The following is a 21,111-nucleotide window of genomic DNA, read 5'->3' as shown; positions in this document are numbered from 1 at the left end:
TCTTCTTGTCGTCGGCTGAAATCGCCGACTGCTTGTGAAAACCCTTAAGAATCAGGCAGCTTCGTGCATGTTAAGCCCGTTGCCCTCGGCGGCGCAATCGCGATGCCATAATCGGCCGATGAGTGAACTGCTGGTGTCCGTCGATGACGGCATTGCCACACTGACCCTCAACCGGCCGCGCCAATACAACGCGCTTTCCTCGGCGCTGCTCGGCGCGCTGGACTCGGAGCTCGACAGGATCGCGGGCGATGAGGCCGTGCGCGTGGTGATCATCACCGGCGCGGGCGCCTCGTTCTGTTCGGGCCATGACCTGAAGGAAATGCGCGCCGCCTCCCAGGAGGAGGTGCAGCGGCTCTTCGCAACCTGCAGCGCGTTCATGCAGAAGCTGACCGCCCTGCCCCAGCCGGTGATCGCGGCGGTGAACGGGCTCGCCACGGCGGCCGGCTGCCAGCTCATCGCCCAATGCGATCTCGCGGTCGCTAACGAGCACGCGCGCTTCGCGGTGTCGGGTGTGAACCTGGGATTGTTCTGCTCGACGCCGGCGGTCGCACTCTCCCGAAACATCTCGCGCAAGCGCGCCGCGGAGATGCTGTTCACCGGCGAATTCATCGAAGCGGCAACGGCCCTCGACTGGGGGCTCGTGAACCGCGTCGCGCCGGCGGACCGTCTCATGGAAACCACGCGCGAGCTCGCCAACAACCTGAAGGCGAAGCCGCGTGCCTCGCTCGCCCTGGGCAAGGCGCTGTTCTACCGGCAGCTCGAGGCTCAAATGCGCACGGCGTACGACGACGCATCGCGAACGATCGCCGCGAACATGGCCGAGGGCGACGCGCAAGAAGGGGTGGATGCATTCCTGGAAAAGCGTCCGCCGAACTGGAAGTCCTAGCGGCGCGCGGCTCCGACCGGGGCGACGACGATCTCGCCTGTCTTGGTGGGGGTCCAGGTGTACCAGAGCGCCGCACCGGCCACGAGGACCAGTATCAGCGAGCCGGCGGTGATCTGCTTGGTGCGTTCCATCCTGCCCTCCTGTATCGCGACCGTGAACCGGCCTCTATCCGGTTACGTTACGCCGCGCGGATGGATGCGCGCGCTGGGCTATTACACCCGGGAAATGCTGAAAATTCAGCGCGCCGGCGGGCGGCGCTTCCAGCCGCGGCGCATGTCGCGGACCACTTCGCGGGCCGCGTTGTGCCCCGGCACCCCCGTGACCCCGCCTCCCGGGTGCGCTCCGGCGCCGCAGAGGTAGAGCCCCTGGAGGGGCAGCCGATAGTCGCCGTAGCCCAGCACCGGGCGCGCGCTGAAGAGCTGGTTCAGGGTGAGCTTGCCGTGGAAGATGTCGCCCCCGACGAGGCCGAATTCGCGCTCGAGGTCGAGCGGCGAGAGGATGCGCCGGCCCAGGACGCTCGCCTTGAAATTGGGCGCGTGGCGGTTCAGGAGATCGATCACGGCGTCGGCGGCGCGCTCGCGCTCCTGGTCCCAGGAGCGTCCGTCCGGAAGCTTGTAGCGGAAGTGCTGGCAGAAAAGGCTCGCGACGTGCTGGCCCTTCGGCGCAAGGGTGTCATCCACCGTGCTCGGAATCAGCACCTCGACGATGGGCTCGCGAGACCAGCCGTCTTCGCGCGCACTCGCATAGGCGCGGTCCATGTACGCGAGTGTCGGCGCAAGGATGATTCCCGACTGGTGGTGCAGTTGCTGGGTCTTGCCGGGCAGGCAGGTGAAGTCGGGAAGCTCGGAGAGCGCGACGTTCATGCGGAACGTGGCCGACTCGCACTCCACGTTGTCGAAGGGCTCGCGCCAGGGGCCGTCGGTATCGAGCAGCTTCGTGAGCAGGCGCGGGTTGGCGTTGGAGATCACGCAGCGCGCGCGGATCTCGGTGCCGTCTTCGAGGACCACGCCGCTCGCACGATCGCCCTCGGTGAGGATCTTCGCGACCCCCTGCCCCGTGCGGATCTCCACGCCCCGGGCGCGCGCTTCCTGGCCGATCGCCTCGGTGATGGCACCCATGCCGCCGATCGCGTGGCCCCACGAGCCCTTGTTGCCGTTCACCTCGCCGAAGACGTGATGCAGCAGCACGTACGCCGTGCCGGGCGACCACGGGCTCGCGAAGTTGCCGACCACGGAATCGAAGCCGAAGCACGCCTTGATCGGATCGGACTCGAACCAGCGCTCGAGCCAGTCGCCCGCTGCCATCGTGAAGAGGTCGAGCACGTCGCGCTTCGCGGCGAGCGGCAGTGAATTGAGACGCCTTGCGGTCTTCCACGCCGCGAAGAGTTCCTTCACGCTACCGCCCACGTTGGGGGGCGTCTCGAGCAGCAGGTCGCGCAGGACGTTGGCGACCCCTTCGAGCCGGTCGTAGTACGCGGGCAGTCGCTCGGCGTCCTTCGTGGAGAAGCGCGCGACCTCGCGCTGGGTCGCTTCGAGCCCGCCGCCGATCTTGATGTAGCCGCCATCGGCGCCGGGAAGAAAATTCGAGAACGGCCGCTCGACCACGCGCAGTCCGTGTTCCTTGAGCTTCAGCTCGCGAATCACCTTCGGGTGCAGCAGGCTCACGGTGTAGCTCGCGGTGGAGTTGCGGAAGCCCGGATGGAATTCTTCGGTCACCGCGGCCCCGCCGATCACCGCTCGCTTCTCGATCGCACACACGCGCAGCTTCGCGGCCGCGAGGTAAGCGGCGCACACCAGGCCGTTGTGGCCCGCGCCGACGATCACGACGTCGTAGTCGACGTTCTGGCTCGGCATGACTTCAGGCGAGGAGGAACGAGCGGATCGCCGCGGCCTCGGGCTCGTTCATGAGCGCGGGCGCGTGACCGGTTCGCGGCACGAGGTGCGCCTGCGTGCCCGGACGCTTCTTCATCTCCTCGAGCGTCTCCGGGAGCAGCAGGTCGGAGTTCTCGCCGCGGATCACGAGCACCGGGAGCTTCAGCGCGTTCCAGAACGAGCGCATGTCGACGTCCGCCGCGGGTGCGGCCTTGAAGACCTGCGCGATGCCCGGGTCGTAGCGGAAGCGCCAGCGGCCATCGGGATCGCGCCTGGCCACGTGCACGGCGAGATGGCGCCACTGCGCCGCGGTGAGCTCGCCGAACGGGCTCACGGTGCGCACCGCGCCTTCGAGCCCCTCGAGCGAGTCGAACGTGGGATCGAGGCCGAGGTACAGGCCGATGCGCTCGAGCGAAGCTTTCGGGATCACCGAGCCCACGTCGTTCAGGACCATGCGGCGAATGGGCGTGTTGGGCAGGCCCGCGAGGATCATGCCGATGAGCCCGCCCATGGAGGTGCCGACCCAGTCGACTTCCTCGGCGCCGATCTTCGCGAGCAGCGTCGCCGTGTCGCCCAGGTACACGCCGTAGTTGTAGTCGTTCTTGTCGACCAGCCAGTCGCTCTTGCCGCGGCCAGCGACATCGGGGCAGATCACGCGATGCGTGGCCGCGAGGCGCTCGGCGAGGAAATCGAAGTCGCGCGCGTTTCGAGTGAGGCCGTGCACGCAGACCACGACGCGCGGATTGTCCGGGTCGCCCCACTCCGTGTAGTGGATTCGATGGAACCCGTGGGGGTCGAGGCACAGCACCGAGGATTCGCGCATTCCGCTCATTCGATCGCCTGCACGCTTTTCGCGCGCTCTCTGAGTATGAATTTCTGGACCTTGCCGGTTGATGTCTTCGGCAACGGGCCGAAGAGCACGGCGGCAGGCGCCTTGAACCGCGCCATGCGGGCGCGGCAGTACTCGATGATTTCCTCGGCCGAGGCCGAAGCGCCTTCCTTCAGCTCGACGAAGGCGCAGGGACGCTCGCCCCACTTGGCGTCCGGTTGCGCCACGACCGCCGCGAACATCACCGCCGGGTGGCCGTGCAGCACGTCCTCGACTTCCTGCGAGGAGATGTTCTCGCCGCCCGAGATGATCACGTCCTTCGAGCGGTCCTTGATCTTCACGTAGCCGTCCGGATGCGTCACGGCGAGGTCGCCCGAATGGAACCAGCCGCCGCGGAACGCCTCCTCGGTGGCCTTCGGGTTCTTGAGGTAGCCCTTCATCGTGATGTTGCCGCGGAACATGATCTCACCCATCGTCTCGCCATCGGCGGGGACGGGCGTCATTGTCTCCGGATCCATCACCTGCATGCCTTCCTGCAGCAAATAGGCCACGCCCTGGCGGCCATTCAGCTTCACCTGCTCTTCGAGAGGGAGGTCCGACCACTCGGGATGCTTCGCGCACACCGCGGCCGGGCCATACGTTTCCGTGAGGCCGTACACGTGGGTGATGTGGAAACCCATCTTCTCCATGCCGGCGATCACCGCGGCCGGCGGCGGTGCGGCGGCCACGAGGCAATGCACCTCGTGCGCGATGCCCTGCTTCATTTCATCGGGGGCGTTGAGCAGCAGCGAATGCACGATCGGCGCGCCGCAGTAGTGCGTCACCTTCTGCTCGCGGATGAGATCGTAGATCGCCTTCGCATCGACCTTGCGCAGGCACACGTTGGTGCCGGCCGCGGCGGCGATCGTCCAGTTGAAGCACCAGCCGTTGCAATGGAACATCGGCAGCGTCCACAGGTACACGGGGTGCTTCGGCAGCGACCAGTCGGTGATGTTGTTGACCGCGTTGAGGTACGCGCCGCGGTAGTGATAGACCACGCCCTTCGGATTGCCCGTCGTGCCCGAGGTGTAGTTGAGCGAGATCGCGTCCCACTCGTCGGCCGGATGGCGCCACTCGAACGCGGCATCCCCGGCCGCGATGAAGTCTTCGTATTCCACTGAGCCCAGCGCCTTGCCGCCTTCGAAGAGCGCGTCGTCGACATCGATCACGAGCGGCCGGGACTTCACGAGCGTGAGGGCCTTCTCGACCACCGGCGCGAACTCACGGTCGGTGAACAGCGCCTTGGCCTCGCCATGGTCGAGCATGAAGGCGATCGCCTCGGCATCGAGGCGCGTGTTGAGCGTATTGACGACGGCGCCGAGCATCGCCGGGCCGAAGTGGAGCTCGATCATCGCGGGCACGTTGGGCAGCATCGCGGCGACCGTGTCGCCACGGCGGATCCCGTGTTTCTCGAGGGCGGAAGCGAGCTTGCGGCAGCGCGCGTAGGTCTCGCGCCAGCTGCGGCGGACGGGTCCGTGGACTACGGCAACTCGCTCGGGATACACCGCGGCCGCCTTCGCAAGGAAGGAGACCGGGTTGAGTGGCGTGTAATTGGCGGGGTTGCGGTCCATGAGAACTGTCATCCTGAGAGCCGCAGGCTCGAAGGATCTGCTTGAGTTGTTTGACTGTTAAACCCCTCAAGCAGGTCCTTCGTCGCTGCGCTCCTCAGGATGACAGTGTATTACGTGATCCGCGTCTCCCCCCTTACGCCGGTCCCCGCAGCGAGCTCCGCCGCTTTCACCGTGTTTCCCAGCAGCATCGCGATGGTCATCGGCCCGACACCGCCGGGCACGGGCGTGATGCGGGAGGCGATCTGGCGCACGGCCTCGTAGTCCACGTCGCCACACAGCGTGCCGTCGGGCAGGCGGTTGATGCCGACGTCGATCACGACCGCCCCGAGCTTCACCATGTCCCCGGTGATGATGCGGGGCTTGCCGACGGCGGCGACGAGAATGTCGGCCTGGCGCGTCATCGCCGCGAGGTCGCGGGTCTTCGAGTGGCACACCGTCACCGTGGCGCCCGCGTTGAGGAGCATCAGTGCCATGGGCTTGCCGACGATCGTCGAGCGGCCCACCACGACGGCGTGCTTGCCCTCGACGGCAATCGACTCGTGCTCGAGCATCTTCATCGCGCCCCAGGGCGTGCACGGGTAGTAGGCCGGCTCGCCCACGAGCAGGCGCCCGACGTTGGAGTAGTGGAAGCCATCGACGTCCTTCTCCGGGGCGATCGCCTCGATCACCGCGCGGCTGTCGATGCCCTTTGGGAGCGGCAGCTGAACGAGGATGCCGTGAATCGCGTCATCCGCATTGAGGGTCGCAATGAACTTGAGCAGATGCGCCTGCGCGGTGTCCGCGGACATCGCATGCACTTCCGAGTGCACGCCGATCGCTTCGCACGCCTTCGCCTTGTTGCGCACGTAGACCTTGCTCGCGGGATCGTCGCCGACGATCACCACGGCAAGCCCGGGCACCACGCCCGCGTCCTTGAGGCGCCCCACCCGCACCGCGCATTCCGCGCGGAACGCCTGGGCGATCGCCTTGCCATCGATGTTGCGAGCCGTCATTTCTTTCCTGTCGTGAAGTACGTTTCGTCGGTGAGCACAGCGTCCACGGCAATGTCATGCGCTTCGCGCGGCAGGCGGTCGACGACCTGCTCGCCGGGCAGCGCCACCACGCGAAACGGCGCGGCCGTGGACAGCAAGCGGTCAAAGTAGCCCGCGCCGTAGCCGAGGCGATAACCCTCGCGATCGACGGCCAGGGCCGGCACCAGCGCGAAGTCCACCTCGGCGAGCGTGAGTTTGCGGCAGCGCGCGGGATCGGGCTCCTCGATGCCCCAGACGCCGGGCAGGAGGTCGGCCGCGAGATCGCCCACCGCGAAGATCTCGAGCGCGCGCGGCTTCTTCACCACGCGCGGCAGCACCAGGGTCTTGCCGTCCGCCAAAACGCCCTCCGCAAAAGTCCTCGTATCCCACTCGCTGCCGATCGACAGCGTCGCGAGCACCGTGCGGGCGCGATGGTACTCGGGAAGCGCGCGCAACCGCCGGGTGATGCTTTCCGCGAAAGCTGCGCCGGTGCGCGCGGCATAGGCATCACGCACCTCAATGAAAATCTTCCGCAGACGTGCTTTGTCGGGATCGGGGACGCCGGCGCCGGAAAAGCGCGAGAGCGTCCTGCGGATGGCGGCAATCTTCACCTCGGTCTCCTCGAACTCGTTCTCGGGCGAGGAATCGGCCACGATCCCCCCGCCCGCGTAGAAGCGCAGGTCCCCGTCCGCGCACACGGTCGTGCGGATCGGGATGTTCATGTCCATGCGGCCCGCGGCCGAAACGTACCCGATCGCGCCGCAGTAGACCTCGCGGCGATGGGGCTCGAGCTCGTCGATGATTTCCATCGCGCGGCGCTTGGGCGCGCCCGTGATCGAGCCGCCGGGAAAGCACGCCTCGAGGAGATCGAGGGCGTCGCGATCGGCGGGCAAGCGCCCGGTCACGGTGCTCACCAGGTGATGGACCGTCGCGAAGCTCTCCAGCTTGCAGATCTCCGGTGTGGCGACACTGCCCTTCTCGCACACGCGCGAGAAGTCGTTGCGCATGAGGTCCACGATCATCACGTTCTCCGCGCGGTCCTTCTCGGAGGCAAGGAGCTCGGCTCGCGCCTGCGCATCCTGCTCCGGATCGGGCCGGCGCCGGCGCGTACCCTTGATCGGCCGCGTGATGGCGTCTCGCCCCTCCACGGTAACGAAGCGCTCGGGCGAGCTGGAAAGCACGGAGCCGAACGGATACTCGAGGAACGCCCCCATCGGCGCGGGATTCACGTCGTGCAAATGGCGGTAAAGCTCCCACGGGTCCCCGGTATAGGGCGCGCTGAATTCCCGCGTGAGGTTCGCCTGGTAGCAGTCGCCGGCGCGGATGTAGTCGATCACGCGCGCGGCGCGCGGAAGGTAGGCGTCGCGCTCGAGCGACGAGACGATCTCGCTCGGGAAGCGGAACGGCTCACGCGCGGCGGGCTCGCCCGACAGGAGCTTGTCGCGAATCGCCTGCGCCTCGCCGTCGGTGAAGGAATCGAGCGACGTGATCGCCGCGCGCCGCTCCACGTGGTCGATGACCACGGTCCATGCGTACAGGCCCATGGCCGCTTCGGGCATGAGCGCCCAGGCGCCCGGCTTGTCGCGCGGCAGGCCGGCGCCGGCCCGGCCCAGCTCGTAGCCGAAATAGCCGATGGCCCCGCCCGCGATGGGCCACGGGGGGGACGAGCCGCGGGCATTCGCGAGCAGCGAGCGCACCTGCGCGAACGCGCTGGCGTCATGGGCGATGAGGGTCGCGACGGGACCGGCGGCGATCACGTCGTAGCGCCCGGTGCTGCGGGCAGGATCGCCGCTGTCGAGGAAGGTCGCCCACCCCAGCGGCCGCACGCGCTCGAACCAGGTGTGGCGTTCGGCGCAGCGCGTCGCGGGGTCGTAGGGAAGGTCTACGGGGCGGGCCATGCCGTCATTCTATCGGGGCGGAATGCTATGCTTTCCGCCTTCACCGTCATGGACATCGGAGTTTTCATGCGCTACGCAACGCTCGCTCTCGCCACCCTGTTTGCCGCTACCGCGACCGCCTCGTTTGCCCAGAATCCCTGGGCCGGACTGAAGGGCAAGGTCAAGGAAGGCCAGTGGGAATACAAGATGCAGATGGAGATGTCCGAACCCCCGCCCGGCATGCCGCCCGGGTTCAAGATGCCCGAGCAGACGTTCCAGCAGTGCCTCACCGCCAAGGACATCGAAGGCGGCGGCGTCGGCCAGAAGGAAGGCAAGATGCCCGAGGGCTGCGAGATCAAGGACATGAAGATGACCGGCAGCGGCGGCAGCTGGCGCATGGAATGCACGAAGAGCCCGAAGATGACCGCCGACGTCGTCATGACCACCACGGACAGCGGCTTCACGATGAAGCAGGACATGGCCATGGACCAGGGCGGCAAGATGATGAAGATGAAGAACACGATGACGGGCAAGTACCTCGGCCCGTGCACGGACGCCGGCAAGAAGAAGTAACGGAAAAAGCAGTCACGAAAAAGGGGACGCTGTCCCCTTTTTCTATTTCAGCGCGGCGCGCACTTGCTCGAGTGCACCGGGGTCCTCGATGGTGGTGAGGTCCCCGGGGTCGCGTCCCTCGCAGATCGCCTGGATCGAACGGCGCAACAGCTTCCCGGAGCGCGTCTTCGGGAGCAGCGTGACGAAATGCACGCGCGACGGGCGGGCGATGGCGCCGATCTGGCTGTCGACCGTCGCCATCACTTCCTTCTCGTGGGCGGCGCGCAGTTCTTCCGTCGCCACCTTCGACGCATCCTTGCAGACGGCAAACGCCACCGGCACCTGGCCCTTCAGGGCATCGGCCACACCCACCACCGCGACTTCCGCGATGTTCGCGTGGGCCTGCACTGCTTCCTCGATCTCGCGCGTGCCCAGGCGGTGGCCGGCGACGTTGATCACGTCATCGGTGCGCCCCAGCACGAAGTAGTAGCCATCCTCGTCGCGCGTGGCCCAGTCGAACGTGGTGTAGACCATCTCGTCGGCGAAGGACTTGTAGTAGGTGTCGACGTAGCGCTGGTCGTCGCCCCACACGGTGGTCATCGCACCGGGCGGCAGCGGCGGGACGATGCACAGCACGCCCTTCTCGTTCGCGCCGACCTCCTCGCCCGTCTCCTCGTGCTTCAGCTTCACCGTGTAGCCGTATGCGGGGAACGACGGTGAACCGACCTTGCGCTTCGTGTCCTCGATGCCCGGGGACGCAGTGAGGATCGGCCAGCCGGTTTCCGTCTGCCAGTAGTTGTCGACGATCGGCACGCCCAGACCCTCGGAAATCCAGTTCGAGGTCGGTTCGTCGAGCGGCTCGCCGGCGAGAAACAGGTAGCGCAGGCTCGAGGTGTCGTACTTCTTCATCCACGACGTGTCCTGCTTCTTCAGGACACGGATCGCCGTGGGCGAGGAGAACATCGACGTGACCTTGTAGTCCTGCACGATCTTCCACCAGATGCCCGCGTCGGGCCGCATCGGCACGCCTTCGTACATGATCGTGGTCGAGCCGTTGATGAGCGGGCCGTAGACGATGTACGAATGCCCGACGACCCAGCCGATGTCGCTCGTGGAGAAGAACGCCTCACCCGGCTTCGAGCAGAAGATGTGGCGCATCGAGGCCGCGAGGGCCACCGCATAGCCGCCGGTGTCGCGCTGCACGCCCTTGGGCTGCCCGGTCGTGCCGCTCGTGTAGAGGATGTACGAAGGCGCGTTCGATTCGAGCCACTCGACGGGCACCTTCACGCCGGCGTGCTTCTCGCGCTCGGGGGCGTAATCGACATCGCGGCCCTCGACCATCGTCATCGACTTGTCGAGGCCCCGGTTCACCAGCAACACGTGCTGGGGCGGGCTCTTCGCCAGCGCGATCGATTCGTCCACGAGGGGCTTCAACGCGATCATCTTGCCCATGCGCATTCCGGCATCGCTCGTGACGATCACCTTGGGCTGCGCGTCGTCGATGCGCGCGGCGAGGCTTGCCGCGGCGAAACCGCCGAACACCACGGAGTGGACCGCACCCAGGCGCACGGTGGCGAGCATCGCGAACACGGCCTCGGGAACCATCGGCATGTAGATGAGGACGCGGTCGCCCTTGCCCACGCCCATGTAGTACAGCGTCGCGGCGAAGCGGTTCACCTCGTCGAGAAGCTGCGCGTAGGTGAACTCGCGCGTCTGGTCGACCTCGGTGGAGATCCACACGAGGGCCTTCTGGTTCGCGCGATCGACCATGTGGCGATCGACGGCGTTGTAGCAGAGGTTGGTTTCGCCGCCGACGAACCACTTGCAGAACGGCGGATTCGAATAGTCGAGCGTCTTGACCGGCGGCTTCCACCAGTCGATGAGCTTCGACTGCCCTTCCCAGAAGCGTTCGGGGTTGGCGACGGAGCCCAGGTAGAACCCGGTGAGTAGCGTCAGGGTCTCGTCGTTGCGCGGCACTTTCTTGCGGGGCGGCGCGGGCGGTGCGGGCGATGCAGGCGGAATGGTTTTTTCCACGTCAGCCGTCGCGGGCATCGCGGCAATCGGCGCCGGTGCAGGCGCAGGCGCCGACACGGGTTCGGGGGCCGGAGCAGGCACGGGCACCGGTGCAGGTTCGGGTTTCTTGTCGAGTTGCAGGATGTTGACCAGCAAGCGTCCGCGAACCTTTCCGACGAGGAAATCCGAAGCGCGGGCGAGCGCATCCTCGAGGCTGATCTCCTTCACCATCGACTCGAGGCGCTCGGGACGTAGGTCTTTTGCAAGCAGTCCCCACGCGCGCACGCGCCTCTCGCGCGGAGCCATCACGCTGTTCACGCCGATGAGCGAGACGCCGCGCAGGATGAACGGCGCAACGGATGCTGGAAAGTCCATGCCCTGCGCGAGCCCGCAGGCGGTGACCACGCCCTCGGACTTCGTCTGCGCACAAGCATTCATGAGCGTGTGGCTGCCGACGGAATCGACGACACCGGCCCAACGTTCCTTCTGCAGGGGCTTGCCCATCTGCGTGAGCGTGGCTCGATCGATGACTTCAGTCGCGCCCAGGCTCTTCAGGTAAGCCGACTCGCTCGCCTTCCCCGTCGAACCGACGACGCGATAGCCGCGACGCGCCAGCAGTGCGATGGCGACACTGCCCACACCTCCGGTGGCGCCGGTGACGAGGATCTCGCCCTTATCTTTCGTGACACCCTGGTCTTCCAGCGCCATCACGCACAGCGCCGCGGTGTAGCCCGCCGTTCCGATCGCCATCGCCTGGCGCGTCGTCATGCCCTCGGGCACGCGTACGAGCCAATCGCCCTTCACGCGCGCCTTCTGCGCGAGGCCGCCCCAGTGCGATTCGCCCACACCCCAGCCGTTGAGGATCACCTTGTCGCCGGGCTTCCAGTCGGGATGGGTGCTCTCCTCCACCACGCCGGCGAAATCGATGCCGGCGACGAGCGGCCACGTGCGCACGATGGGGGAAGCGTTGGTGAGCGCGAGCGCGTCCTTGTAGTTGAGGGTCGAGTACTCGACCTTCACGGTGACATCGCCTTCCGGCAGCGAGGCTTCATCGACATCGGCAAGGCGCGCGACGAAGTTCGGCTCTTTGGTGAGGTAGATGGCTTTCATGCGCGCCCCTGGAGTCCCTGCGGATTTTCGGCGGAGGAGTGCTTGCGCCCGAAGTACTCCTTGGATTGCATCTCCAGCAGGCGGCTGGCGGTTCGCGCGAACTCGTTGCGCACCATCTTCTGAGCCCCCGTGGTTTCGGTTGCAGGCGCCACCAGCTCCTCGGCGGGCACCTCGGCGGAAAGGACGAGCTTCACGCGCTGGTCGTAGAACACGTCCACGAGCCAGGTGAAGCGGCGGATGACGTCGGTCTTCTCGGCCTTCAGGCGCGGCACGCCGGAGACCAGGACCGTGTGGTATGCGCTTGCGATGGCGAGGTAGTCGACCTGCGAGCGGGCCTTCTCGCAGAGCTCCGCGAAGTCGAACCAGATCACACCCTTGGCGCGGCGCCGGTAGTGGATCGAGCGGCCGCCGAGATCGAGCGCACTGTTCTCCTGGTAGCCGGCCTTGGTCATCGCCTCGAAGAAGCGCGCGAGGTTGGCATCGGCCTGCTCGTCGATCGGCGTGTAGTAGACCTTGAGGCCCGAGAGCAGGCGCCGGCGATGGTCCGTGCGGCCGCCGAGATGCATCACGTCGAGCTCGCGCTTGAGGATCTCGATCGCGGGCAGGAAGCGCGAGCGCTGCAGGCCGTTGGGATAGAGATCGTCGGGCGGATAGTTCGAGGTGAGGACGATCACGACCCCCTTGGCGATCATGAGCTCGAGCAGGCGCGCGAGGATCATCGCGTCGGCGATGTCGCCCACGTGGAATTCGTCGAAGCACAGCAGCCGCAGCTCGCGCGAGATCTGCGCGGCGATTTCCGCGAGCGGATCCTCCACGCCGGAGAGCCCACGCATGCGCGCGTGGATCTCGCGCATGAATTCGTGGAAGTGGACGCGGCGCTTCCTCTTGTGGCGGCTCACCTTGAAGAAGGCGTCCATCATCAGCGACTTGCCGCGACCCACGCCGCCCCAGATGTACACGCCGCGCGGGGGCTTGCGCCCCGCGCCGAGGTTGGTCACCAGGCGGTTGATCTTGCCCGCGCGGTACTGGCGGAAATCCTCGAGCTCGTTGAAGAGCTGCTCGAGGCGTTCCAACACGCGCAGCTGGTCGCTGTCGGTCTGGAAGTCGCTGCGCTGGCTGAAATGCCAGTACCACTCGAGCGGCCCGGAGAATGAGCTCGGGTCGTCGACCTCTTCGTCGTCGAAGTCCGGAAGCTCGAATTCCTCGGCCGCTTTTGTCATTGGGAAAGGCGTTAAAGGCGTGGAACCACAGATGAACACAGATGAACACAGATAAAAGCAAAAGACAGACGAGGTGCCCGCGTATGTTTCGCCACCCCACGAATACCGCTCTGCCCGCGACTCCCGATCCGCCTTTCGCCCTTATCTGTGTTCATCTGTGTTCATCTGTGGTTCCCGCTTTTCTTTAACTATTCAGCGAGCGCTTATCCAGCGCCAGCGCGGCTTCGCGCACGACCTCGGAGAGCGTCGGGTGGCCATGGGTGATGCGCGCGATGTCCTCGGACGCGCCGTGGAATTCCATCGTCGTCACGCCTTCCTGGATGAGGTCGGAGGCGTGCGCGTGGATGATGTGCATGCCGAGCACGCGGTCGGTCGCGGCATCGGCCACGATCTTCACGAAGCCCGCGGTCTGCCCGGTGCCGAGCGCGCGGCCGTTGATCGAGAACGGGAACTGCCCGGTGCGCACCGCGATGCCCGCGGCCTTGCACTGCTGTTCGGTCTTGCCCGCCCAGGCGATCTCGGGCGAGGTGTAGATGATCCAGGGAATCGAGCCGTAGTCGAGGTGCGACTTCTGGCCGGCGATGATCTCGGCGACCAGCACGCCTTCGTCCTCGGCCTTGTGCGCGAGCATCGGGCCGCGCACGACGTCACCGATCGCAAAGACGTTGGCGAGGTTCGTGCGGCAGTGGTCATCCACGGCGACAAAGCCGCGGTCGTCGAGCTTGAGGCTCACGCCGGGGCCGATGAGGCCATCGGTGTTGGGCACGCGGCCCACGGAGACGATGAGCTTGTCGCACTCGAGCTTCTGCGCGAGGCCCTTGTCGTCGGTGTAGTCGACCAGGACGCCGGTCTTGCGCGTGGTGACCTTGTCGATCTTCACGCCGAGCTTGATCGCGAGCCCCTGCTTGGTGAAGACCTTCCACGCTTCCTTGGCGATCGCCTCGTCGGCCGCGCCCAGGAACGCCGGGAGCGCCTCGAGGATCGTGACTTCGGAGCCGAGGCGGCGCCAGACGCTGCCGAGCTCGAGTCCAATGACGCCAGCACCGATGATGCCGAGCTTCTTGGGAACCGCACCGAAGGCGAGCGCGCCTTCGTTGTCGCAGATCGTGGTGTTGTCCACCGTGACGCCGGGCAGGTGCCGTGCCTTGGAGCCGGTGGCGATGATCACGTACTTGGCCGTGACCGATTCCTTCTTCCCGCCCGCGCCCGCCACCTCGATGGTGTTCGGGTCGCCGGCACTGACGATCTTGCCGAAGCCCTGCAGCCACGTGACCTTGTTCTTCTTGAAAAGGAACTCGATCCCCTTGGTCATCTTGGTGACGATCGTTTCCTTGCGCGCCTGCATCTTCGCGAGGTCGACCTTCACGCCGCTCACCGCGATGCCGTGTTCGTCCAGGTGGTGCCCCACTTCCTCGAACTTCTCCGAGGAGGCGAGCAGCGCCTTCGAGGGAATGCAGCCCACGTTGAGGCAGGTTCCGCCCAGGGCGAGCTCGTCCTTGGGGTTCTTCCAGCCCTCGATGCAGGCGGTCTTGAATCCGAGCTGGGCGGCGCGCACGGCGGCGATGTACCCGCCGGGGCCGGCACCGATCACGACAACGTCGAAAGCTTGCGACATGGTTCAGGTATCCGTAGAGGCTGGAAAACGGGTTTGCTTCGTTGAATCGTGCCAGAAAACGGCGCCGCCGCCCGTCACATGAGCTTCCATCCGCGCTTGCGGATGGAGAGGACCGCCCCGGCCGTGACGGCAATACCGGCCGCCAGCAGGATCACGGCGAGCCACGGCACGTCGCGGTCGATGACGGCCCGGCACTTCTCATCGGGATCGACCCAGATCGTGATCGCCTTGCCTTGCGTGAAGGCCACGCGGAACCGGTCGCCATCGCTGGCGCCGGCGTTCTCCATGACGTTGACCCGGCTGCCTTTGCAGGTGCGCTGGCCGTTCGTGTAGACGTAGGCGATGTGCAGCGAACCGGCCATCAGGCCCGGGGTCGGATCGAGGTTCTGGACCAGCGCGCTCGTGGGCACCCAGTCGCGCATCTCGATGAGATCGGCGCTGATGACGGCGAGCTTGTAGGCGCAGGCGACGAAGATCACCGCGGCGACTCCGGCCACCGTGACCCCGAGCGGGCGCCTGGATTCGCGCGACGCGCCCATGCCTAGCGCAGCCAGAAGCGTGCGATGTGCACGCCGAGCCCTGCGCACAGGCCCGCGGCGAGCGGATGCACGTTCTTCAGGAACAGGGGGGGATGCTTCAGGAATCCCAGGAGCCAGAACGTCACGGCGACCGCCACGCCCACTGCGATGGACACCGAGAAATGGCGCGGCAAGTACATCCCGAGGCCGGCCTCGAGGAACACCGCGAGGAAGCCCACGAGCAGCGAGCCGGCGATGAAAAAGAAAACCCGCCGTGCGATGACGGCGGGCGTGAGCTTCTTCTTGCGGGCCATCCTCAGACGTCGAGGATCAAGCGGGCGGGATCCTCGAGCGCTTCCTTCATCGCGACCAGCGACAGCACCGCCTCGCGGCCGTCGATGATGCGATGGTCGTACGAGAGCGCGAGGTAGTTCATGGGGCGCACGACGACCTGGCCGTTTTCGACCACGGCGCGGTCTTTCGTCGCGTGCACGCCGAGGATCGCGCTTTGCGGCGGATTGATGATCGGGGTCGAGAACATCGAGCCGAACACGCCGCCGTTGGTGATGGAGAACGTACCGCCGGTGAGCTCCTCGATCGCGAGCTTGCCTTCCTTCGCGCGCTTGCCGAAGTCGGCGATCGACTGTTCGATCTGCGCGATGGAGAGCTGGTCGGCGTCGCGCAGGATCGGCACCACGAGGCCGCGTTCCGTACCCACGGCGATGCCGATGTCGAAGTAGCCGTGGTAGACGATGTCGTTGCCGTCCACCGAGGCGTTCACGACCGGGTACTTCTTCAGGGCGTGGACCGCGGCTTTCACGAAGAACGACATGAAGCCCAGCTTCACGCCGTGCTCCTTCTCGAACTTGTCCTTGTAGCGCGTGCGCAGATCGATCACCGGCGCCATGTTCACTTCGTTGAACGTCGTGAGGATGGCGGCGGTCGATTGCGACTGCACGAGGCGCTCGGCGATGCGCGCGCGCAGGCGCGACATCGGCACGCGCTGCTCGGTACGCGAGCCCGAGGGCATTTGAACCGGGATGGATGCGGGCTTCGCGGCGGCAGGCGTCGGTGCGGGCGCGGAGCCGGCGGTGAGCACGTCGCCCTTCGTCACGCGACCGTCGCGGCCGGAGCCGGGCACGGATGCCGTGTCGATGCCCTTCTCCGCGGCGATCTTCGCGGCCGATGGCGATGCGGACTTGCCGGCCGGTGCGGCGGCAGCCACGGGCGCGGGCGCCGCGGGGGCCGGTGCAGGTGCAGGTGCCGCGGCCTTCGCAGGCGCAGCGGCAGGAGCGGCGGCCACACTCGCCTTCGCTTCCGTGTCGATCACCGCGATCACTTCACCGCTGCCCACGGTTCCACCGTCGGCCTTGATGATCTTCGTGAGCACGCCGTCGGCGGGGGCCGGCAGCTCGAGCACGACCTTGTCGGTCTCGATGTCGATGAGATTCTCGTCGCGCTTGACCGCTTCGCCGATCTTCTTGTGCCAGGCGACCAGCGTCGCCTCGGACACGGATTCGGAAAGCTGCGGGACCTTGACTTCGACTTGCATGGGGATTCCTTTATCGGGGCGTCAGGCCGCGGCCTGCTTCGTGGAGGTTTCCGGCGACAGCGCGGCTTCGACGAGCGCCTTCTGCTGCTCGGCGTGAAGCGCGAGGTAGCCCACCGCGGGCGAGGCCGATGAATCGCGGCCCGCGTACGCGAGGTTCTGCTCGGGGCGCATGTGGCGGTGCAGGTAATGCTGGATGCTGTGCCACGCGCCCTGGTTGCCGGGCTCTTCCTGCGCCCACACCACGCTCTTCGCATTCGGGTACATCGCGATCTGCGCGGCGAACTCCTCGTGCGGGAACGGATAGAGCTGCTCGATGCGGACGATCGCGATGTCGTCGATCGCGCGCTTGTCGCGCTCGGCGGCGATGTCGTAGTAGACCTTGCCGGAACAGAAGACCACGCGGCGCACCTTCTTCGCCTGCAGCTTCGCGCTCTCGGGGATGATCACCTGGAAGCCCGCGTTCGAGAAATCCTCGAGCGGCGAGGCGGCTTCCTTCTTGCGCAGGAGGCTCTTCGGGGTCATCACGATGAGCGGCTTCCTCATCGGGCGGATCGTCTGGCGGCGGATCATGTGGAAGAACTGCGCGGCCGTCGTCGGCACGCAGACCTGGATGTTGTGCTCGGCGCACAGCTGCAGGAAGCGCTCGAGGCGCGCGGAGGAGTGCTCCGGCCCCTGGCCCTCGTAGCCGTGCGGCAGGAACAGCGTGAGGCCGCACATGCGCTGCCACTTCGCTTCACCCGACGCGATGAACTGGTCGATCACGACCTGCGCGCCGTTCACGAAGTCGCCGAACTGCGCTTCCCAGATCACGAGCTCGAAAGGCTGCGCGGTGGAATAGCCGTACTCGAAACCGAGCACCGCCTCTTCGGACAGCAGCGAATCGATCACGACGAAATTCGCCTGGCCGTCGCGGATGTTCTGGAGCGGGACGTAGGTGCCTGAATCCCACTTCTCGCGGTTCTGGTCGTGCAGCACCGCGTGGCGATGCGCGAAGGTGCCGCGGCCGCAGTCCTGGCCCGAGAGACGCACGGGGTGGCCTTCGTCGACGAGCGAGGCGTAGGCGAGGTTCTCGGCCATGCCCCAGTCGAGCGGGATCTTGCCCTCGCCCATGTCGCGGCGGCCGGCGAGCATGCGCTCGACCGTCGGGTGGACCTTGAAGTTCGCGGGCAGATCGGTGAGGCGCTTGGCGAGCGCCTTCAGTTCGGCAATCGACAGCTCCGTCTTCGCCGGATGGCGCCAATCCACGCCGATGTACGGCGCCCAGTCCACGGCGAGCGCGGGCTTCAGGCCATAGCGGATCTTGGCGTTGATGGGCTTGCCGGCATCGAGGGCCGCGCGAATGCTCGTCACGAGCTCGTCGGCAAAACCGGCGGCGATCACGCCTTCCTTCTCGAGCTTCTCCGCGTAGAGCTTGCGCGTACCCGGGTGCTGCGCGATCTTCTTGTACATCAGCGGCTGGGTGACGAACGGTTCGTCCTGCTCGTTGTGGCCCAGGCGGCGGAAGCAGACGAGGTCGATCACCACGTCCTTGTGGAACTTCATGCGGTAGTCGAGCGCGATCTTCGCGACCATCACGACCGCTTCGGGGTCGTCGCCGTTCACGTGGAACACCGGCGCCTCGATCATCTTCGCGACGTCGGTGCAATAGAGCGACGAGCGCGCATCGCGCGTGTCCGACGTGGTGAAGCCGATCTGGTTGTTGATGATGATGTGCACCGTGCCGCCGGTCTTGTAGCCGCGCGTCTGCGACAGCGCCATCGTTTCCATCACGACACCCTGGCCTGCGAACGCGGCGTCCCCGTGGATCAGCAGCGGCAGGACCTGGTCGCCGGTGTGGTCGCCGCGGCGATGCTGGCGCGCGCGCACGGAGCCTTCAACGACCGGGTTCACGATCTCGAGGTGCGAGGGGTTGAACGCGAGCGTGAGGTGAACCGTGCCGCCCGGCGTCTGGATGTCCGAGGAGAAGCCCTGGTGGTACTTCACGTCGCCCGAGGACGTGGGATCGGACTTCTTCTTGCCTTCGAATTCGGAGAACAGGTCGGCCGGGACCTTGCCCAGGCTGTTCACGAGCACGTTGAGGCGCCCGCGGTGCGCCATGCCGATCACGATTTCCTTCGCGCCTTGCGCGCCGGCTTCGTCGATCAGCACGTCCATCGCCGGGATCATGCTTTCCCCGCCCTCGCCCGAGAAACGCTTCTGGCCGACGTAGCGCGTATGGAGATAACGTTCGAGCGTTTCCGAACAGGTGATGCGCTCGAGGATGAAGCGCTTCTCCTCGGCCGAAAGCGTCGGCGTCGAGAGCGTGCCCTCGAAGCGCTTCTGCAGCCAGCGCTTCTGCTCGGTGGAGGCGATGTACATGTACTCCACGCCCACCGTGCCGCAATAGGTCTTCTTCACGGCGGCGACGATGTCGCGCAGCTTCATCGAACCGGAGGTGCCCTGCCACGAACCCGGCGAGAACTCGCGATCCATGTCGGCGTCGCCCAGGCCGTAGAACGAAAGCTGGAGCTCGGGAACGGGATCGCGCTCCATGCGCTTCAGGGGATCGAGCTGCGACTCGCGCGCGCCCATGACGCGGTGCGCGCGAATGTACTGGAGGACCTTGAGCGATTTCGCGTCGCCACCGGCCACAGGTGCGGGCGCGGTGCGCGCCGGGCCCGAGCGGGCGTAGGTTTCGAACGCCGCGATCACCGGCGTGTGCGCGACATCCTTCCCGTTGCCCGCGGCCTGCCAGCCGTCGAACTGGACGCGCCATTCATCGGACACGGAAGCCGGATCCGCGAGGTAGCGCTCATACAGCTCCTCGACGAACGGGGCGTTCGACCCGTAGAGGTGGGAAGTGTCGAAAAGGTCCTTCATCGCCATGACAGCCTCACTGTTCCTGATTCGTTACTTGCCGCGCTTCGCGATCGGCACGACGTCCCGCTTGGTTGCACCCTGGTAGAGCTGGCGCGGGCGGCCGATTTTCTGCTCGGGGTCCGAGATCATCTCGTTCCACTGCGCGATCCAGCCCACGGTGCGCGCCATCGAGAAGATGCACGTAAACATGGAGACCGGAATTCCGAGCGCGCGTTGCACGATTCCCGAATAGAAATCCACGTTCGGGTAGAGCTTGCGGGAGACGAAGTACTCGTCTTCCAGCGCGATCTTCTCGAGCGCCATCGCGAGCTTGAGCAGCGGATCGTTCTCCGCACCCACCGCCGCGAGCACTTCGCGCGTGGTTTCCTGCATGAGCTTCGCGCGCGGGTCGTAGTTCTTGTAGACGCGGTGGCCGAAGCCCATCAGCTTCACGCCCGAGTTCTTGTCCTTCGCCTTCTTGATGAACTCGCCGACCTTCTCGAGGCCGCCATCCTTCTGGATATCCATGAGCATCTGCAGCGCGGCTTCGTTGGCGCCGCCGTGCGCCGGGCCCCAGAGGCAGGCGATGCCCGAGGCGATGCACGCGAACGGATTGGCACCCGAGGAGCCCGCGAGGCGCACCGTCGAGGTGGAAGCGTTCTGCTCGTGGTCGGCATGCAGGATCAGGATGCGATCGAGGGCGCGCGAGAGCACGGGGTTCACCTCGTACTCTTCGGCGGGCACGCCGAACATCATCCGCATGAAGTTGTCCGTGTAGCCCAGCGAATTCTTGGGGTACATGAACGGCTGGCCCATGTTGTATTTGTAGGCCATCGCCACGATCGTCGGCAGCTTCGCGATCAGGCGGAACGCGGAGATCTGGCGGTGATCCGGGTTATTGATGTCGAGCGAGTCGTGATAGAAGGCCGAGAGCGCGCCGACCACGCCGACCATCACCGCCATCGGGTGCGAGTCGCGGCGGAAGCCCTGGTACAGGCGGGCCAACTGCTCATGCACCATTGTGTGGCGCGTCACGGTCCAGTCGAAGGTCTTCTTCTCCTCGGGCGAGGGCAGCTCGCCGTTGAGCAGCAGGTAGCAGACCTCGAGGAAGTCGCAATGGGTCGCGAGCTGCTCGATCGGGTAGCCCCGGTAGAGGAGCACGCCGGCATCGCCGTCGATGTAGGTGATCTTCGAGCTGCACGAGGCGGTCGCGAGGAAGCCCGGGTCGTACGTGAACTTCCCCGTCTTGCCGTAGAGGGTGCGGATGTCGATGACGTCCGGGCCGATCGTGCCGCCATAGACCGGCAACTCGAGCGTCTTGCCGTCGTCGTAGCTGAGTGTCGCCTTGCCTTTTGCTTCCATTATTCTGGCTCCGTCATTAGGCCCACGAGTTCCCGGACCCCCGGGTCGGGGCTGGCCGCCCGCCCCATCATGAGGTCGAGCAGGTCATTGTCGGGCATTGCGAGCAGCCGTTCCAGCACTGCCGCTTGCCCGTCACTCAAACGCGCCCCCGGGCCGGCCCAGAAGCGCTCGAAAATCAGGTCCAGCTCGAGGAGTCCCCGGCGGCTGCGCCACTTGAGCCTTTCGAGCCCGCGGGAGTCCATCGCCAC

The 21,111-nt window shown here is 66.2% G+C and carries 17 protein-coding genes; 2 read left to right on the top strand and 15 right to left on the bottom strand.

Annotated elements, in window-relative coordinates; all coding sequences use genetic code 11:
• Nucleotides 1-118 precede the first annotated feature (118 nt).
• Nucleotides 119-886 (top strand): enoyl-CoA hydratase, encoded by a 768-nt coding sequence (locus tag DSM104440_RS08775; protein ID WP_171161723.1) that lies wholly within the window; start codon nt 119-121, stop codon nt 884-886.
• On the opposite strand, the gene DSM104440_RS19485 is transcribed toward DSM104440_RS08775, so the two are convergent.
• The 6 genes from DSM104440_RS19485 to pabB all read right to left on the bottom strand — a co-directional run bounded on the left by DSM104440_RS19485 (nt 883) and on the right by pabB (nt 8,104).
• Nucleotides 883-1,017 carry a hypothetical protein gene (locus DSM104440_RS19485; RefSeq protein ID WP_281357045.1) on the bottom strand — a complete coding sequence of 45 codons (135 nt, stop codon included), beginning with the start codon at nt 1,015-1,017 and terminating at the stop codon, nt 883-885. The two genes, DSM104440_RS08775 and DSM104440_RS19485, sit on opposite strands and share 4 nt — an antisense overlap.
• 105 nt (nt 1,018-1,122) lie before the next feature.
• The gene (locus DSM104440_RS08770) at nt 1,123-2,739 is read right to left on the bottom strand and encodes a phytoene desaturase family protein (RefSeq protein WP_171161721.1); all 1,617 of its coding nucleotides are present in this window, start codon (nt 2,737-2,739) and stop codon (nt 1,123-1,125) included.
• Nucleotides 2,740-2,743: 4 nt separating this feature from the next.
• Complete coding sequence (locus DSM104440_RS08765; RefSeq protein ID WP_212758276.1) at nt 2,744-3,589, bottom strand: alpha/beta fold hydrolase; 846 nt, start codon at nt 3,587-3,589, stop codon at nt 2,744-2,746.
• The gene (locus DSM104440_RS08760; protein WP_212758275.1) at nt 3,586-5,196 is read right to left on the bottom strand and encodes an acyl-CoA synthetase; all 1,611 of its coding nucleotides are present in this window, start codon (nt 5,194-5,196) and stop codon (nt 3,586-3,588) included. Before DSM104440_RS08760 ends, DSM104440_RS08765 begins: the two co-directional genes overlap by 4 nt.
• Before the next feature lie 110 nt (nt 5,197-5,306).
• Nucleotides 5,307-6,188, bottom strand: a complete 882-nt coding sequence (folD, locus tag DSM104440_RS08755) for a bifunctional methylenetetrahydrofolate dehydrogenase/methenyltetrahydrofolate cyclohydrolase FolD (protein ID WP_171161717.1) — start codon at nt 6,186-6,188, stop codon at nt 5,307-5,309.
• Complete coding sequence (gene pabB / locus DSM104440_RS08750) at nt 6,185-8,104, bottom strand: aminodeoxychorismate synthase component I (RefSeq protein WP_171161715.1); 1,920 nt, start codon at nt 8,102-8,104, stop codon at nt 6,185-6,187. The genes folD and pabB overlap by 4 nt, the downstream gene beginning before the upstream one ends.
• Nucleotides 8,105-8,170: 66 nt before the next feature.
• On the opposite strand from pabB, the gene DSM104440_RS08745 reads away from it, so the two are divergent.
• Nucleotides 8,171-8,656 (top strand): DUF3617 domain-containing protein, encoded by a 486-nt coding sequence (locus DSM104440_RS08745; protein WP_212758274.1) that lies wholly within the window; start codon nt 8,171-8,173, stop codon nt 8,654-8,656.
• Between the two features lie 42 nt (nt 8,657-8,698).
• Here DSM104440_RS08745 and DSM104440_RS08740 read toward each other — a convergent pair whose 3' ends face one another.
• The 9 genes from DSM104440_RS08740 to DSM104440_RS08695 all read right to left on the bottom strand — a co-directional run bounded on the left by DSM104440_RS08740 (nt 8,699) and on the right by DSM104440_RS08695 (nt 21,105).
• Nucleotides 8,699-11,758 carry a propionate--CoA ligase gene (locus tag DSM104440_RS08740; RefSeq protein WP_246212122.1) on the bottom strand — a complete coding sequence of 1,020 codons (3,060 nt, stop codon included), beginning with the start codon at nt 11,756-11,758 and terminating at the stop codon, nt 8,699-8,701.
• The gene (gene zapE, locus DSM104440_RS08730) at nt 11,755-12,978 is read right to left on the bottom strand and encodes a cell division protein ZapE (protein WP_171161711.1); all 1,224 of its coding nucleotides are present in this window, start codon (nt 12,976-12,978) and stop codon (nt 11,755-11,757) included. Before zapE ends, DSM104440_RS08740 begins: the two co-directional genes overlap by 4 nt.
• A gap of 184 nt (nt 12,979-13,162) precedes the next feature.
• The gene (lpdA, locus tag DSM104440_RS08725; protein WP_171161709.1) at nt 13,163-14,593 is read right to left on the bottom strand and encodes a dihydrolipoyl dehydrogenase; all 1,431 of its coding nucleotides are present in this window, start codon (nt 14,591-14,593) and stop codon (nt 13,163-13,165) included.
• 74 nt (nt 14,594-14,667) lie between these two features.
• Nucleotides 14,668-15,132 (bottom strand): DUF3592 domain-containing protein, encoded by a 465-nt coding sequence (locus DSM104440_RS08720; protein ID WP_171161707.1) that lies wholly within the window; start codon nt 15,130-15,132, stop codon nt 14,668-14,670.
• Nucleotides 15,133-15,134: 2 nt separating this feature from the next.
• Entirely contained in the window at nt 15,135-15,425 is a 291-nt protein-coding gene (locus DSM104440_RS08715; protein WP_171161705.1) for a hypothetical protein, read from the bottom strand.
• Nucleotides 15,426-15,427: 2 nt separating this feature from the next.
• On the bottom strand, nt 15,428-16,663 hold the full coding sequence (gene odhB, locus DSM104440_RS08710) for a 2-oxoglutarate dehydrogenase complex dihydrolipoyllysine-residue succinyltransferase (protein WP_171161703.1): 1,236 nt from the start codon (nt 16,661-16,663) through the stop codon (nt 15,428-15,430).
• Between the two features lie 21 nt (nt 16,664-16,684).
• A complete protein-coding gene (locus tag DSM104440_RS08705; protein ID WP_171165814.1) occupies nt 16,685-19,522 on the bottom strand; it encodes a 2-oxoglutarate dehydrogenase E1 component in 2,838 nt (945 codons plus the stop codon).
• Nucleotides 19,523-19,552: 30 nt separating this feature from the next.
• Nucleotides 19,553-20,863, bottom strand: coding sequence for a citrate synthase (gene gltA, locus DSM104440_RS08700; RefSeq protein ID WP_171161701.1), 1,311 nt, complete (start codon nt 20,861-20,863; stop codon nt 19,553-19,555).
• The gene (locus DSM104440_RS08695) at nt 20,863-21,105 is read right to left on the bottom strand and encodes an FAD assembly factor SdhE (RefSeq protein WP_171165812.1); all 243 of its coding nucleotides are present in this window, start codon (nt 21,103-21,105) and stop codon (nt 20,863-20,865) included. Before DSM104440_RS08695 ends, gltA begins: the two co-directional genes overlap by 1 nt.
• Nucleotides 21,106-21,111: the final 6 nt, after the last annotated feature.

Origin of the sequence: Usitatibacter palustris, from assembly GCF_013003985.1 — a bacterium.
GTDB lineage: Bacteria > Pseudomonadota > Gammaproteobacteria > Burkholderiales > Usitatibacteraceae > Usitatibacter > Usitatibacter palustris.
This window is presented reverse-complemented; position numbering and strand designations above follow the sequence as displayed.

Excerpts from the sequence above, each read along its gene's own strand:
- DSM104440_RS19485 (WP_281357045.1), bottom strand. The coding sequence starts at position 1,017 with ATGGAACGCACCAAGCAGATCACCGCCGGCTCGCTGATACTGGTCCTC.
- DSM104440_RS08745 (WP_212758274.1), top strand. The coding sequence starts at position 8,171 with ATGCGCTACGCAACGCTCGCTCTCGCCACCCTGTTTGCCGCTACCGCG.
- gltA (WP_171161701.1), bottom strand. The coding sequence starts at position 20,863 with ATGGAAGCAAAAGGCAAGGCGACACTCAGCTACGACGACGGCAAGACG.
- DSM104440_RS08715 (WP_171161705.1), bottom strand. The coding sequence starts at position 15,425 with ATGGCCCGCAAGAAGAAGCTCACGCCCGCCGTCATCGCACGGCGGGTT.
- DSM104440_RS08760 (WP_212758275.1), bottom strand. The coding sequence starts at position 5,196 with ATGGACCGCAACCCCGCCAATTACACGCCACTCAACCCGGTCTCCTTC.
- DSM104440_RS08775 (WP_171161723.1), top strand. The coding sequence starts at position 119 with ATGAGTGAACTGCTGGTGTCCGTCGATGACGGCATTGCCACACTGACC.
- pabB (WP_171161715.1), bottom strand. The coding sequence starts at position 8,104 with ATGGCCCGCCCCGTAGACCTTCCCTACGACCCCGCGACGCGCTGCGCC.
- DSM104440_RS08720 (WP_171161707.1), bottom strand. The coding sequence starts at position 15,132 with ATGGGCGCGTCGCGCGAATCCAGGCGCCCGCTCGGGGTCACGGTGGCC.
- folD (WP_171161717.1), bottom strand. The coding sequence starts at position 6,188 with ATGACGGCTCGCAACATCGATGGCAAGGCGATCGCCCAGGCGTTCCGC.
- lpdA (WP_171161709.1), bottom strand. The coding sequence starts at position 14,593 with ATGTCGCAAGCTTTCGACGTTGTCGTGATCGGTGCCGGCCCCGGCGGG.
- DSM104440_RS08740 (WP_246212122.1), bottom strand. The coding sequence starts at position 11,758 with ATGAAAGCCATCTACCTCACCAAAGAGCCGAACTTCGTCGCGCGCCTT.
- DSM104440_RS08770 (WP_171161721.1), bottom strand. The coding sequence starts at position 2,739 with ATGCCGAGCCAGAACGTCGACTACGACGTCGTGATCGTCGGCGCGGGC.
- odhB (WP_171161703.1), bottom strand. The coding sequence starts at position 16,663 with ATGCAAGTCGAAGTCAAGGTCCCGCAGCTTTCCGAATCCGTGTCCGAG.
- DSM104440_RS08765 (WP_212758276.1), bottom strand. The coding sequence starts at position 3,589 with ATGAGCGGAATGCGCGAATCCTCGGTGCTGTGCCTCGACCCCCACGGG.
- DSM104440_RS08705 (WP_171165814.1), bottom strand. The coding sequence starts at position 19,522 with ATGAAGGACCTTTTCGACACTTCCCACCTCTACGGGTCGAACGCCCCG.
- DSM104440_RS08695 (WP_171165812.1), bottom strand. The coding sequence starts at position 21,105 with ATGGACTCCCGCGGGCTCGAAAGGCTCAAGTGGCGCAGCCGCCGGGGA.
- zapE (WP_171161711.1), bottom strand. The coding sequence starts at position 12,978 with ATGACAAAAGCGGCCGAGGAATTCGAGCTTCCGGACTTCGACGACGAA.